Origin of the sequence: Pseudomonas sp. Y39-6 (assembly GCF_023651955.1) — a bacterium.
Classification (GTDB): domain Bacteria; phylum Pseudomonadota; class Gammaproteobacteria; order Pseudomonadales; family Pseudomonadaceae; genus Aquipseudomonas; species Aquipseudomonas veronii.
Window position 1 is genome coordinate 149,761 of sequence record NZ_CP069594.1, and the last position, 14,205, is coordinate 163,965.

General features: G+C 64.7%; 12 protein-coding genes. 8 read left to right on the forward strand and 4 right to left on the reverse strand.

Features of this window, described 5'->3' with window-relative positions; all coding sequences use genetic code 11:
• Positions 1-26: 26 nt before the first annotated feature.
• Together JN756_RS00710 and JN756_RS00715 are read left to right on the forward strand one after the other, a co-directional pair.
• Entirely contained in the window at positions 27-1,085 is a 1,059-nt protein-coding gene (locus JN756_RS00710) for an HlyD family secretion protein (protein ID WP_201021694.1), read from the forward strand.
• Positions 1,082-2,527: an efflux transporter outer membrane subunit gene (locus tag JN756_RS00715; protein ID WP_201021695.1), complete on the forward strand. Its 1,446-nt coding sequence runs from the start codon at positions 1,082-1,084 to the stop codon at positions 2,525-2,527. The genes JN756_RS00710 and JN756_RS00715 overlap by 4 nt, the downstream gene beginning before the upstream one ends.
• Positions 2,528-2,653: 126 nt before the next feature.
• On the opposite strand, the gene JN756_RS00720 is transcribed toward JN756_RS00715, so the two are convergent.
• Positions 2,654-3,358, reverse strand: coding sequence for a DUF3142 domain-containing protein (locus JN756_RS00720; RefSeq protein WP_046385125.1), 705 nt, complete (start codon positions 3,356-3,358; stop codon positions 2,654-2,656).
• Entirely contained in the window at positions 3,355-5,523 is a 2,169-nt protein-coding gene (locus JN756_RS00725) for a PA5441 family protein (protein ID WP_201021696.1), read from the reverse strand. The genes JN756_RS00720 and JN756_RS00725 overlap by 4 nt, the downstream gene beginning before the upstream one ends.
• 219 nt (positions 5,524-5,742) lie before the next feature.
• Between JN756_RS00725 and JN756_RS00730 the strand changes: the two genes are divergently transcribed.
• The 4 genes from JN756_RS00730 to JN756_RS00745 are packed head-to-tail and all read left to right on the forward strand — an operon-like array spanning position 5,743 to position 10,402.
• Positions 5,743-6,459, forward strand: a complete 717-nt coding sequence (locus JN756_RS00730; protein ID WP_231590069.1) for an efflux RND transporter periplasmic adaptor subunit — start codon at positions 5,743-5,745, stop codon at positions 6,457-6,459.
• Positions 6,456-7,775: an efflux RND transporter periplasmic adaptor subunit gene (locus tag JN756_RS00735; RefSeq protein WP_128192272.1), complete on the forward strand. Its 1,320-nt coding sequence runs from the start codon at positions 6,456-6,458 to the stop codon at positions 7,773-7,775. Before JN756_RS00730 ends, JN756_RS00735 begins: the two co-directional genes overlap by 4 nt.
• Complete coding sequence (locus tag JN756_RS00740; protein WP_046385121.1) at positions 7,775-9,871, forward strand: site-2 protease family protein; 2,097 nt, start codon at positions 7,775-7,777, stop codon at positions 9,869-9,871. The genes JN756_RS00735 and JN756_RS00740 overlap by 1 nt, the downstream gene beginning before the upstream one ends.
• A 15-nt stretch (positions 9,872-9,886) precedes the next feature.
• Positions 9,887-10,402, forward strand: a complete 516-nt coding sequence (locus JN756_RS00745) for a GNAT family N-acetyltransferase (RefSeq protein WP_046385120.1) — start codon at positions 9,887-9,889, stop codon at positions 10,400-10,402.
• Here JN756_RS00745 and JN756_RS00750 read toward each other — a convergent pair.
• Both JN756_RS00750 and JN756_RS00755 read right to left on the reverse strand, forming a co-directional pair.
• The gene (locus JN756_RS00750) at positions 10,378-10,686 is read right to left on the reverse strand and encodes a hypothetical protein (protein ID WP_046385119.1); all 309 of its coding nucleotides are present in this window, start codon (positions 10,684-10,686) and stop codon (positions 10,378-10,380) included. The genes JN756_RS00745 and JN756_RS00750 overlap by 25 nt on opposite strands.
• 55 nt (positions 10,687-10,741) lie before the next feature.
• Complete coding sequence (locus JN756_RS00755; RefSeq protein WP_046385118.1) at positions 10,742-11,329, reverse strand: phage tail protein; 588 nt, start codon at positions 11,327-11,329, stop codon at positions 10,742-10,744.
• Between the two features lie 202 nt (positions 11,330-11,531).
• Between JN756_RS00755 and JN756_RS00760 the strand changes: the two genes are divergently transcribed.
• Positions 11,532-13,145 carry a glycosyltransferase family 39 protein gene (locus JN756_RS00760; RefSeq protein WP_057006041.1) on the forward strand — a complete coding sequence of 538 codons (1,614 nt, stop codon included), beginning with the start codon at positions 11,532-11,534 and terminating at the stop codon, positions 13,143-13,145.
• Positions 13,146-13,263: 118 nt separating this feature from the next.
• Positions 13,264-14,097: a sulfotransferase family protein gene (locus JN756_RS00765; protein WP_017845533.1), complete on the forward strand. Its 834-nt coding sequence runs from the start codon at positions 13,264-13,266 to the stop codon at positions 14,095-14,097.
• Positions 14,098-14,205: the final 108 nt, after the last annotated feature.

Here is a 14,205-nt window from a genome sequence, read left to right on the forward strand (position 1 = left end):
TGCTCACCGAGCCCTAAGGACTTTCCATGAAACGCAAAGACAAAATGGCTGTCTCCGCCATCGCTGTGTTCGCCGTCGGTGTGCTGCTGTACCAGGCTGTGCCGGGTCTGCTGGGCAGCCAGCGCCAGACCACCAATGACGCCTTCGTCGCCGCCGACTTCACCCTGGTCGCACCCCGTGTGGCCGGGTTTATCAAGGAGGTGTTGGTGGAAGACAACCAGCGCGTCAAGGCCGGCCAGTTGTTGGCGCTGATCGACGACCGCGATTTTCGCGCCGCCGCCCAGGCTGCCGATGCGGATATGTTGGTGGCCCAGGCTCAACTGAAAAACGCCACCGCCACCCTTGAGCGCCAAAGCTCGGTGATCACCCAGGCCCAGGCCACGGTGGCGGCAGAGCGCGCCGAAGTCGCCTTCGCCGAACACGAACTGAACCGCTACAACCACCTCGCCGGTGTCGGTGCGGGCACTGTGCAGAACGCCCAGCAAGCCAGGACGCGCATCGACCAGGCCACCGCGCGCCTGACCAATGCCACGGCGGTGCTGGCGGCCGAGCGCAAGCAGGTGGAGATCCTCAGCGCCTTGCGCGACGCCGCCGCCGGTGGACTCAAACGCGCCCAGGCCGCTCTGGAAATGGCCAGCTATCAGTTGTCCTATACGCGCATCGTCGCGCCGCTGGATGGCATGGTCGGCGAACGCGCGGTGCGGGTCGGCGCCTACGTCACGCCGGGCAGCAAAATCCTCGCGGTGGTGCCGTTGGCCGAGGCATACGTGGTCGCTAACTTCCAGGAAACCCAGCTTCTCCATATGCATGCCGGCCAGGCCGTGCAGGTGCGCGTCGACAGCCTCGACGGCGAGTTGCTCGACGGTCACCTTGAAAGCCTGGCACCCGCGACCGGGGTGACGTTCGCCGCGGTCAAACCGGACAATGCCACCGGCAACTTCACCAAGGTGGTGCAGCGCATTCCGGTGAGGATCGTCCTCGAACCCCACCAAGCGCTGACCGAACGCCTGCGCGTCGGCATGTCGGTGGAAGCCAGCGTCGACACCCGGTCCGTCGCGCAACAGCGTGAGGTGGCCCAGCAATGAGACAGGTCGCCTGGCTTACCTTGAGCCTCATCAGCCTGACCGCCTGCAGCGTCGGCCCGGATTTTCAGCGGCCACAAGGCCTGCCCATGGCGCAATGGGCCGAACCCCAGGGCCGTCAGGCGGCCAGTCGCGCGGTCAGCGATGCGCTGCAAGAGCGCTGGTGGGACGTGTTCCATGACGAGCAACTGTCGGCCCTCACCCGTCGCGCCCTCACCGATAACCTGGACCTGAAACTGGCCAGCAGCCGCCTGCAACAAAGCCGCGCCCTGCGCCAGGTGATCACCGCCGAACGTTACCCCAATGTCGATGCCACGGGTGGCTCTCAGCGCAAACGCAACAGCGGCAAAGGCTTGAGCGACCCTTCTGGCGAAAATGGTCGCTCGGCGTTCAGCCAATGGGACATGGGCTTCTCCGCCTCCTGGGAACTGGACTTCTGGGGCCGCGTCAAGCGCGAAACCGAGGCCGCCGACGCCACCCTGCACGTCGCCGAAAACGACCGCCGCGCCGTGTTGCTGTCGGTGCTGGCCGAGACCGCCCAGGACTACATCCAACTGCGCGGCGTGCAGAACACCCGCGCCGTCACCGAACAAAACCTTGCCGTCGCCCGCCGCAGCCTCTCACTGTCGCAACTTCGCCTGGCTGACGGTGTAGCGACGGACCTGGACGTGGCTGAAGCCGCCGCCCAGGTTGCGGCCATCGAAGCGCGCCTGCCGGATTTGCAGCAACGCCAGGACCAGTTGATCAACGCTCTCAGCCTGCTGATGGGCGAACCGCCGCAAGCCCTGCATGCGCAACTGTCCAGGGACGCGGCCGTGCCGCAGACCCCGCGTCAGGTTGCCATCGGCCTGCCTTCGCAACTCGCCGAACGCCGCCCCGATATCCGCCAGGCCGAAGCGCGCCTGCACGCCGCCACCGCCAGCATCGGCGTGGCCCGGGGCGACTTCTACCCGCGCATCACCCTGTCCGGCAGTCTCGGCTCCCAGGCCATGCAACTGTCGGACTTCGGCTCCTGGGGCTCCCGCGCATTTGCCTTCGGCCCGCAATTCAGCCTGCCGCTGTTCAACGGCGGGCGCTTGCAAGGCATGTTGAACCTGCGCGAAGCCCAGCAGCAGGAAGCCGCGCTGGCCTACCAACACACCGTGCTGCGTGCCTGGCATGAAATCGACGATCAACTGACCCGCTACAACACCAGCCAACTGCGCCGCGACAGCCTCGCCGAAGCGGTGCGCCAGAACCAGATCGCCCTGTCCACCGCGCAACACCAGTACGTCGAAGGCGTGGTGGATTTCGTCAACGTACTCACCGTGCAAAGCGCGCTGCTGACCACGCAAGAGCAGTGGGTGGAAAGCTCTACCGGCGTGTCGTTGGCGATGGTGGGGTTGTATAAAGCGCTGGGCGGCGGCTGGGAGTCGGTCTACCCGTTGACGGACGTTCGACGCTGAAATGGGAAAATCTTCTCGTCATTTCCTGCGAGGCGAAGATTTAGAAAGGGGTCGAGGTTAGCCCGGGCCTCCGTTGGAGCAAAGACGCATGGCTTCTTGCATATTTTAATTGGGCGTCAGGATTGATCAGGGGTTGCGCAAAAACACCACATACCCGCGAAACCACTCACTCCCCTTCAAATACCCCGGCGCCGTCCATTCCCCGCCCTGGATCAAGCCGATCTTGAACGGCAGCCCCAGCCGATTCATCCGTGGCAGATACGCGGCGTAATCCGGGATGCTCTGGCGCCCCTGATACGTCTGCACCACCACCTCATCCACCACGCCGTTGAGCCGGGCGATGGCGGTTGGGTCGGCGTTGCTGCTCCAGTCCATCAGGCCGGTGATGCTCAGGCGCAGGTCGGCGGGCAGGCGCTGGCGCAGGTCGCGCAGGAAGTCGGCGTATTCGTGCAGGTACTGGGTGCGGGCGTCGAAGTCGATCTGGATGCCGATCACCGGGTTGCCGGCGTCGCGCCAGCGTTGTACCTGGCCGAGCAGTTGGGTGTAGACGCGGTCCGGCCAGCGCAGGGTGTGGGCGCGGTAGACCAGCCAGATGTCGCCCTGGGTGATGCGCGGCACGCTTATGCCCTGGGCGATCAATTGCACGCCGCGTTGGGGCGCGCGGCGGGTGGCGTTGATCTGGCCCTGGAGGATGTACAGGGTGTTTGCCTGCTTGAGCACCGGCTGCGGCGTGACCCCGCTCCACAGCCAGAAGGCGTCATAGTCGCGGGCGTCGACCGCGCCGAAAGCCGGGCTTGCCAGCAACAGCAAGCCGAGCCACAGCGGTTTCACCAGTAGTACTGCAGGGATTTGCCCCACTGCGTGTCGGCAAAGCCCGTCTTGAGTTGACGGAACCAGGCCTTGCGCACGGCCGGTGCGACGTCTTCGCCGCCGCAGCTGTTATAGCCGGCGGGCGCGTAGCAGTTGATGGCGCGGAACAGCGCGTAGGCTTTGTCGGTTTTCGGCGCCTTGGGGTTGCCGATCACCTGTTGGTAGCCGTCGAGCCGCGAGAAGGTGTCACCCTTGAAGTCCGATGGCGTACTGCCCAGGCTGCCGGCGGCGCGTGCCTGTTCAAGGGGCATGCCGTCGAGGTTGTTGCGCAGGATGAACTCACCGAAGCAGTTCAGGCCTTGTGGGTTTTTCGCGTCGTTCTGCAAGGTCGCGGCGGTTTGCGCAATGCTCGGGCAGACGTAGCCGGATTCAGCTTTTTCGCCGTTCCACTGGAACAGTTTCAACGTCTGGCTGGCGCTGTAGACATAACCCAGGCTGGTGCCCAGCTTGTCGTCCGGGGCCGACGCCGGCAGTTGCTTGAGGTCGTCGTCGAAGGTGGCGAACTGGCCGCGCAGCAGGTCTTTATAGAGCAGCACGAATTGGGCGGTCTGGCGCTCCAGCGGGTCATGGGCCTGGGCGATCTGTTGGCGCAGCAAGTCCGGCCCGGCGATGTGGCGCAGCAGGATGTAGCGCACCTGTTTGGCGCTGATCGGCGAATCGGCGGCGAACACCTTGGCCAACTGGCCGCTGCGTTCGTAATTCATCGCCAGTGCCAGCTCCAACTGGTCGCGTTGCAGCGGTTGCTTGGCCAGCGGCAGCAGTTGCAGCCACAGGGTTTCGGCGGCTTTCCAGTCTTGCTTGGCTTCCAGGGCCAGGCCGCGCAGGGTCTGTTGGCTGAAGGCGAAGTAATCCGGGTTCGACGGCACGTCCTGGGGCAGGTGTTTCAACGCGTTGTCGGGTTGATGCTCGACGTACAGGGCATACGCCGCTTGCAGGTAGTCGAACAGCGCCGGCGTGTCGGCAAACACGGCTTTTTGCTGATCGAGATCGGCGCGGCTGAGGGCCGGCGGCGTGTGAGCGCGCATCCGCATCAGGTCGCTGACGAGCAGGATCATCGGGTTCTGGACTGCCTTGCCGTTGACCATCAGCAGCTTGACGTCGGCTTCGGCCACCAGCTCATCCACGGACACATTGCGCTGGGCGTCGGTGGCCTGGGTCAGTTGCCAGGCATAGGCCTCGGCGAGCTTGGCTTGATCGTCCGCCAACCAATACACCCGGCGCAGCAGGCCACGGGCGGAGGCGACGTAATCACCCTGTGGATAAGTCTTCAGGTAACCGAGGAAGCCTTCCTCGGCGTCGCTCAGGGCGGACTTATCCACATGCTCGAGTTGCGGCATGCCGTATTCGTCGAAGGCGTCGGCCTGCGCCTGGTTCAGTGACGTCCGCGCGGTCATGTACAGCGCGGTTTCCTTCAGCCAGGGCACATTGCTGGTGCTGGCGCCGGCGAAACCGCGCTCGGCGTCGCTGAAACGGCCGCTATAGAAGTCGGCGGCGGCCTGCAGATAAGTGCGGAACAATTGGCCTTCGCTGGATTGGATCTGCTGTGCATCCAGCACTTGGCCTTCCCAAGAACAGGCCGTGAGCAATTGCAAACGCGCCTTCACCAGTAGCTCGCGTTCGGCTGCCGGCATGTCGGCCTTGAGCACCTGGCGGATAAACGCGGTGGCGCTGTCATCGTCGTTGCTGCGGCAGCGGCTGCCTTCGCCATTCAGGAAGTCAGCCCCCGCCGATTTGTATTCGTCGCGCTTGATGCCCAAAGGCTGGAGCAGGGTGTCGAGTTCGGCGCTGGGCGAGGTGTGCGATGTGTTATCCGCTTCGGCCGGCGCGGCGGCGATCGGCACCAGGCGGTACACCGGGAACGGCACCGGACCGAAGCCTTGGGACAGGTCGTCCTCGCTCAAGGCGTTCGGCGCCAGGGGCGCGGCTTTTTTGTCGGCCAGCAACAGGCGCAGGTTGGTTCGGCTGTCATTGCCGGGGCTCAGGAACGGCAGGTTGTTGCAGGTGTCCAGGCTGTCCCGCGAGACCCTCCAGTCGGGGTAGCACGAGTCGTCGGAGCTGGCGAGTGCCGGCAGGGAGAGACCGGCGAGCAGGGCCAGTGCCAGGGGTGACAGAAAACCAATGTGCATGACGTGTCCTTGATCCTGAGTCCTTGGAGGTCGGCAATCATAACGTGATCCGGCGAAGGCTTCGGCAAAGGCCTACAAAAAATGCTGATTTGTCTGACTGGGGGTAGTGGCAATTTAACTCCGCTGCCCTAGACTGCGCACATCGTCAGGGAGGTCGAATGTATGAAGCAGTTATGTAGATCGGTACTGGGATTTTCCTGCTTGGTGAGCCTGGCGCCGATGGTCATGGCGGACGATCCGCTGTTGGACCACGCGCCCGCAGCGGCCGTCAGCGCCGACAGCGAAGCCCGTGGTGTATTGCGCGCCCGTGACCAGGCGATGCTTGCCAGTGAATTGTCGGGGCGGATTGTCGAACTGCCGTTCAGCGAGGGCGAGTCGTTCAAGAAAGGCGACACCCTGGCGCGTTTCGATTGCTCGGCCTACCAGGCCCAACTCAATGCCGCCTCGGCCGCCAGCCGTGGCGCCGGCGAAGAACTGGCCCACAACAAACAACTGGCGGCGCTGAATTCGGTCGGCCGGTTCGAAGTGGCCCGCGCCGAAGCCAAACTCACCGAAACCCAGGCCCAGTCCCAGGTCTATCAGGTGCAGGTCAAGCGCTGCAGCGTGCTGGCGCCGTATGACGGCCAGGTGGTGCAGCGCAAAGTCCAACGTTATGAAAGCGTCTCGGCCGGCGCACCGCTGCTGGAAATCGTCGACAACCGCAGCCTGGAGATCCACCTGCTGGTGCCGTCGCGCTGGATGGGCAAACTCAAGCCCGGGCAGACGTTCAGCTTCACCCCCGACGAAACCGGCCAGGCATTCAACGCCACCGTCAAACGCCTTGGCGCGCGCATCGACGAAGGCAGCCAGACCCTGTTGCTGGTCGCGACCTTGCCCAATGCCAGTGGGTTGATGGCCGGCATGAGCGGCACCGCGCACTTTGCACAACTGCAATGAACGCACCGATGACGGGCAATGCCGAGCGGGTATTCGCGCAGTTTCTCGAATTGGAACGCCAGACCCGCGCCGCCCAGAGCACTGAGCAATTGGCCTACAGCCTGGTCAACGATGGGCAACCGCTGTTCGGCTATCGCCATGCGGCGCTGTTGATCGCCGGCAAGGTGCGGGCGGTGACGGCGGTGAGCAGCGTCGACCCGAACGCGCCGTTCGTGGCCTTCGTCGAGCAGGCCGTGGCCCAACTGCACAAACACGGGCTGGGCCAGACCGCCCGGGAAGTGCCGGCCGCGCAATTGAGCGCGCAACTGCAGGCCGACTGGCAGAGCCTGTCCGCCGGCCATGTGTTCTGGTTGCCCTTGATCGACCCGCAAGGCCGAGTGTTCGGCGGTGTGTGGCTGGCGCGGGATACGCCCTGGAACCCGGCCGAGCAGGTGCTGCTGGCGCAGTTGGGCGACACCTACAGCCACGCTTGGCGTGCGCTGCAACCGCGCCAGCCGTGGCGCCTGCGCCTGACCCGCAAACGCCAGGTGCTGGTGGTGGTCGCGTTGCTGCTGATGCTGCTGATTCCGGTGCGCCAATCGGTACTGGCGCCCGCCGAAGTGGTGCCGTTGGCCGGCCAGGTGGTAGCGGCGCCGCTGGATGGGGTGATCGCCGAGTTCCTGGTCAAGCCCAACCAGACGGTGAAAACCGGCGACCTGCTGCTGCGCTTCGAAAGCACCACCCTCACGGCCCAGGCCGATGTGGCAGCGCGTGCCCTGGGCGTGGCCGAAGCGGAGCTCAAGGCTAATTCCCAGCGCGCCTTTGCCGATGCCGAATCGAGTTCGCGTATCGACCTGCTCGCGGCCCGGGTCGAGCAAAAACGCGCCGAGCGCGACTATGCCCGCGAACTGCTCAAGCGCAGCGAAGTACGCGCCGAGCGTGACGGTATCGCGGTGTTTGCCGACGCCGAACGCTGGACCGGCAAACCGGTACAGACCGGCGAGCGTCTGCTGCAGATCGCCGATCCCGGCCAGGCAGAGTTGCGCATCGAACTGGCGGTGGGCGATGCCATCGCATTGGCGCCCGACGCCCAGGTTGCGCTGTTCCTCGACAGCGACCCGTTGCAGCGCCACCTCGCCACCTTGCAACGCGCCGCCTACGAGGCGCAGCCCACGCCCGGCGGGCAACTCGCCTATCGCCTCGATGCGCGCTTCGATGAGGCACCGCCACGCATCGGCCTGCGCGGCACGGCGAAGCTCTTCGGTGAGCGCGCGCCCCTGGCCCTGTACCTGTTGCGTCGGCCATTGGCCGGCTTGCGCCAGAGCGTTGGCCTCTGATGAACCTGCCCCCACTGCGTGAAGACCTGCAACTGTCCAGCGCCGGCGCGGCCCTGGACGGCTCGCCGCGCTGGACCCTGGCCGACCCGGTGCGCGGGCGTTACTTCAAGCTCGGCGCCACCGCCATTCGGCTGCTGCGCCACTGGTCCTTGGGCGACCCGCAACACGTCCTGCAAGCCGCCAACCGTGAGCCGGGCCTGCCCCTGGGCGCCAGCGAAGTGGATGAGCTGCTGAGCTTCCTGCGCGCCCATGACCTGATCGCCGCGCTGGACCCGCAGCAACGTGCCAGTTACGCCTACAAGGCCGCCGCCCGTAAGCAAAGCCTGTGGCAAATCCTGCTGCATCAATATTTGTTCTTCCGCATCCCGCTGTGGCGCCCGGACGCGTTCCTCAACCGCGCCTGGCCGTGGCTGGCGCGCTTCGGGCCGGGGCTGTTGCGCTACGGCTTGCCGCTGACCCTGGGCCTGGGCGTGTTTCTGGTGGCGCGGGACTGGCAGCGCTTTCTGGCGACGTTCCCGCACCTGTTCAGCCTCGGCGGTGCCCTGGCGTTTGGCGTGGCGCTGTTCTTCGCCAAGCTGTGCCATGAATTCGGCCATGCCTTCATGGCCAAGCGCGCCGGGTGCCGCGTGCAAAGCATGGGCGTGGCGTTCATGGTGTTGCTGCCGATGTTCTACACCGATGTGAGTGACGCCTGGCGGGTCAATGATCGGCGCGCGCGATTGCTGATCGGCGCCGGTGGGGTGATGGCCGAGTTGTTGCTGGCCTGCGTGGCCTTGCTGGCCTGGTCGCTGCTGCCGGACGGCGCGGCGCGCACGGCGGCGTTCATGTTGGCCAGTGCGACGTGGCTGACCACCCTGGCGATCAACCTCAACCCGTTCATGCGCTTCGATGGTTATTTTTTGATCAGCGACTTGTGGGGCGTCGACAACCTGCAAGGTCGCGCCTTCGCCCTTTGCCGCTGGCGCCTGCGCGAGTGGTTGTTCGGCTATGGCGAACCGGCGCCGGAACCCTGGGCGCCGAACATGCAACGGCGCCTGCTGTGGTGGGGTTACCTGGCCTGGTTGTGGCGGGCGGCGCTGTTCCTGGGGATTGCCCTGGCGGTGTATCACCTGTTCTTCAAGCTGCTGGGGATCTTCCTGATGCTGGTGGAACTGGTGTGGTTCATCTGCCTGCCGATCTTCAAGGAGTGGCGCGAATGGTGGAGTCGCCGCAGCCAGGCCCATGCGCCGCGGGTGCTGCTCAGCGGCCTGGGGCTGCTGTTGATCGTGCTGGCCCTGGTGGTGCCGTGGCGCAGTGCCGTGGAGTTGCCGAGCATGCTCGAGGCCGGGCGCGCCAGTGCCTTGCACGCGCCGGTGGCGGCGCGGGTGAAACAGTTGCGGGTGGTGGATGGGCAAGTTGTGACCCAGGGCCAGGTGCTGATCGAATTGGAATCGCCGGATTTGGATGCGCGGCAAAGCATCGTGCGCCGCGAAGTGGAGATCCTGCAGTTGCAGATGCGTCGCCAGGCCGGACGCAGTGAAACCGCGGCCGACGCCGGGATCAACGATCAGCGCCTGTCCCAGGCCCTGGCCGAATACCGCGGGCTTGCCGCCCAGCGCGAACGCCTGCTGTTGCGTGCGCCCCATGCCGGCACCGTGCGCGACGTGCTGCCGCAATTGAGCGTGGGCCGCTGGCTGTCGCCTAAAGACGCGCTGGCGCGAGTGGTCGAGGAGGGCGCGCGCCTGCGCGGGTATCTGGCGGAAGCCGAGCTGTGGCGGGTGACGCCGGGGGCGAGCGGGCGCTTTATCGCCGATGACCCGATGCGCGCCGCCATCCCGGTGGTGCTGACCGATATCGATGCCAACGGCGTGGCCTATCTGGACCAGGAAGCCCTGACCTCCGACCACCACGGGCCGATTGCCGTGCGCCGCGACGAAAACCAGCGCCCGGCGCCGGTGCAGGCGCAGTACGGCGTGCGGTTGCGCAGTGCGCAACCGATCGCCACCCCCCATCAACCGCTGCGCGGCGTGGTGGTGTTGCAAGGGCGCAGCGAGTCGGTGCTGGGCGTGGCCTGGCGTCGAGCGGCGGCCTTGGGCGTGCGGGAAAGCGGATTCTGACAGGAGTGCAAAGGCATGTTGAACAAGGACGGCGCTTTGGCGCAGGGCCTGGTGGTGCGCCCGTCACGGCCCACCGACGGGCCATTTCTGCAAAGCCTCTACCGCTCGGCGCGTGCCGATTTGCAGTGGATCGACGGTGAGCAGGGGCTGGTCGAGGCGGTGATCGCGCAACAGTTTCAAGTGCAGGAAAACGGCATGGGCGAGCATTTTCCCGGGGCCTTGCATTATGTGATCGAAAAACTCGACACGCCCATTGGCGCCCTGAGTGCCGATTTCGGCCCGAATGAAATCCGTGTGCTGTACCTGGCGTTTATCCCCGCTGCCCGAGGCCAGGGTTTTGGCCGCGCGGTACTGCACGGCGTGCAACGGGCCGCGCAGCAGGTGTGTTGCCCGGTGGCCACGGTGGTGTGGGCGAGCAACCCCCATGCGCGCCAGCATTACCTGGCGCTGGGGTTTCGGTTGGAGGAAGAGACGCCCGCCGCGCAGCGGCTGGTGTGGTACCCGTCTCAGTTGAACACGATGCAGAAATAACCGCGGGCGTTGTCGCGGCCCATGGCGGGTTCGCGGGACACAAACACCTGCTCCAGGCAGGTCTGCGCCAGCGGCAAACGGCAGAGGCCGTCGACGAAATCCGTCGGCTCCAGGCTGTCGAGCAACACGCTGAAGGCCGTGCGCGGGCTGCCCGGCACGCTGGCTTTGGGCGCATCAGTCACCTGTTGGATCTGGATCGGCAGCGCCGACCCATCCGGCAGGTACAACACACTCGTGCGCGCAAGCAGAGGGCGAAAGTGCTCGGGGGTGACCAGGTTCAACATACATCGGCTCCGTGTCAGAGAGGCCGAGGCCCAAGTGCCCCGGCCCGGGTGCGGGTCAGTCGCGTGACGGGAAGACCCCGTTCAGGGCAATGCTGAAGTTGATCACCAGGAACGGGTTCATCGTGTCCATGGGCAACCCTTGGCCGGCCAAGGCCAGCGTGCCGGTCAAGCTCGTGCTGACGCCTTTGAGCGGTACCGGGCTGGCGCCCTGCTGGTCGGAAAAGATCGAGGCACTGCCCGGCCCGCCGCCGGAGGCGCCGATAAACGCGTTGGCGGCGCTCGGCGCTGTAAGCGGGTTGCTGGCGGTGGCGGCCAGTTGCACCGCCGCGCTGACTGCCAGCGCCGCCGTGCTATGGGTGTGCGTGGGTAGGTTGGCCTGGGTGGCCATCACACTTTCGACGCCGTCGACGTCGCCGATCAACCGCTGCGACAGGCCCGGGCCATTGCCTTGGCCGATGGGCAGGCGACCTTGCAGGTCAGGCAGCTTGAAGGTTTGCGTGCCGTCCCCGCCATATGTCGTGCCGATCAGCGCGTACAGCGCCTGGTATTGGCTGATGGGCAGGAGCTGGCCGGCGCAGAAGGCCCAGTTTCTTGGGGCGAAATTAAAGGCGAAAGGTTGGATGGTGCCGATGAATACTTCCATGAATCGTTCATCCTTGTGTGAGCTGTTCAAGGGGATATAAAGCCAGTCGATCCGGCTTCATCGCAGAGCGTAGACGCAGGTTTTGAGCGCTGCCTGCCGGTTGCGAAACAACGAGCGAATCCGGGGCTTTTGTCCTAGAGTGGCGCTTGTTTGCGCATGCGCAGGTTTGGCCCTGGAAATGGGCAGTGGCGGGGGAATCGGGGTGCGACGGTCTGTGGTAGAGCAAGACGACAAAGTTGGGGTGATTTCTGCTGTCAATCGCCTCGCAAAGGGCCGTGACGGTGGCGATTGGTTGCGCCAGTTATGGTGGGTGCCGATTCTGGCGCTGGCGCTGGCCGTGCGTTTTTATGGCCTGACGGCCGCGGCGATCTGGGGCGACGAAGGCTCGAGCCTGCTGCTCAGCCAATATGCGGCGACCGACCTGTGGTTTCACGCCGCCCACGATGTGCATCCGCCGTTGTATTTCTTCTTGCTGCGCGGCTGGATCGAGCTGTTCGGCGACGGCATCTGGTCGATTCGCAGCATGAGTGCGATTCCCGGTGTGGTCGTGGTGGGCCTGGGCATCTGCCTTGCGCGGCAGTTGTCCACCCTTCGTGCCGCCGTGCTGGCGGGTGTGCTGCTGGCGCTGTTTCCCAGCGCGGTGCGCTACAGCCAGGAAGTGCGTATGTACTCGCTGCTCGGCGTGTGGCTGCTGGGCGCGACGCTGGCGTTGGTGTATTGGGTGCGCCACCCCGAGCGCACGCGCTACCTGCTGGGGTATGGGCTGCTGATGGCCGCCGGTTTCTATACCCATTACTTCACCGCGTTGTGTGTGTTGGTGCATTGGGCCTGGCTGGGCCTGTTGAGTGCGTCCCAGCCCCCCGGTCGGCGCTTGATCACGCGTCCGGCCTGGTGGGTGGCCAACGTCGCGATCGTGCTGGTGTACCTGCCTTGGCTGCCGAACCTGGTGGGCCTGGTGCAGCATGTCGAACAGCTCAAGGTCGGCGGCGACATCGGCTGGGAAGAGCCGATCAACCTGTTCTCCGTGCCGTCGATGATCTGGCAGTTCATGTTGCAGGACGAGGGTCTTGGCTTATCGCCTGTGCTGTTCTGGTCATTCCCGCTGCTGCTGGTGGCCGTGGTCGGCGTCTGCGCCTGGCGCGATCAGACGCGCTACCGGTCGGCCGGTCTGTTGGCGCTGTTTTTCTTGCTGCCGTTGCTACTGGTGTACGGGGTGTCGTTTATCTCGTCGGTGTTTATCGAGCGTTACCTCACCGTCTATGCCCTGGCTTTGCCGATCATCCTGGCGCTGGCCATCGACCGCCTGCCCGGACGTCTTTCATGGCTGGGCGCGGCATTGTTCGTGCTGTGCGTCGGTGTGGAACTGCTGGGGGTGAAGAACAATGCCACCGTGGATGTGGATGATCAGTTCAACGTGCCGGTGGAGTTCGTCAATCGCAACTACCAGGAAGGTGACCGCATCGTCCTCAGCGACATGCTGTGGTACCTCAGCTACGTGTATTACGACCGGACCGACGCCCAATTGCAGCTTTACACCCCGCCCAAACCGGATGGCACGCCGACGCGGCCGAACTCCTATGGTTTTGGCACGCTGGTGGATCAGGACGGCGGGCGTATTTACCTCGACCGTTTGTCGGCATTACCGGCCGATACCCAGCGTGTCTGGCTGATCAGCAGCAACGAAGCACCGGACGATTTTGCGCCGCTACCGGACGGATGGCGTGAAAAAATGCAGCAGGACGGGGGCGGTGCCAGGGCGCGATTATTCGTGCTATGCCTCGGCCCAGAGCCTTCGCAGCCAGAGGCCTGCCGCTAATATCCATTTGGAATGAAGGGAATATCAAAACAGTGGCATTTGACCACTAGTGAACTTTGTAATCATCAGTTACGATTCGTATACAAATGGATTTTTGTCCTACAAAAGTGGTGAAGGGATGCAGTATCACTTTATCTCCGGTTTGCCCCGCTCCGGTTCGACGCTGCTGTCTGCGATCCTCTTGCAGAACCCGCGCTTTCACGCTGGCATGAGCAGCCCCGTGGGCACTCTGTTCAACGGCGTGCTGGGGCAATGCAGTGCTGGCAGCGAGTTCGGCTCGGTCATCGATGCCAACACCCGGCGCCGCTTGCTGCGCGGGTTGTTCGATGCCTATTACGCCGACCGCGCCCCTGTGCCGGTGGTGTTCGACACCAATCGCCAATGGTGCGCCCGCATGCCGGCGCTGCACGACCTGTTCCCCCAGGCCAAGGTGATCGCCTGCGTGCGTAATGTGGCGTGGATCATGGACAGCCTCGAGCGTGTGTACCGCGCCAACCCCTTCGAAAACACCAAGCTGTTCAACGACGACGTCGAGCGCAACACCGTCTACAGCCGTGTCGAAACCCTTGGCCAGCGCAATCGCCTGGTGGGGTACGCCTGGTCGGCGCTCAAAGAGGCGTACTACGGCGAACACGCCGACTCGATGCTGGTGGTCGACTACGACTTGCTCTCCCAGGCCCCCGAGCGGGTCATGCGGCTGGTCTACGAATTTATCGGCGAGCCCTGGTTCGAGCACGATTTCGAGCACCTGAGCTACGACGCGCCGGACTTCGACGACGCCCTCGGCGTGAGCGGTTTGCATCGGGTCAAACCGAAGGTGGAACTGCAGCCCCGGCGGACCATCCTGCCGCCCGATCTCTTCGAGCAGTTCGCGCATATGTCTTTTTGGCGTGATGGCACTTCCAGCGCCGCCAATGTGATCCGTACCAAAGCCGATGCCGCGATCAGTTGATCGCGGTTTTTTTCATTGCGCAAATCAGCATTCGACCAACGGGTGAGCAGCATGTGGTGGAACAACCTTAAGGCACGGCCAGCAACAACCAATGCCAGCACCCTGGCG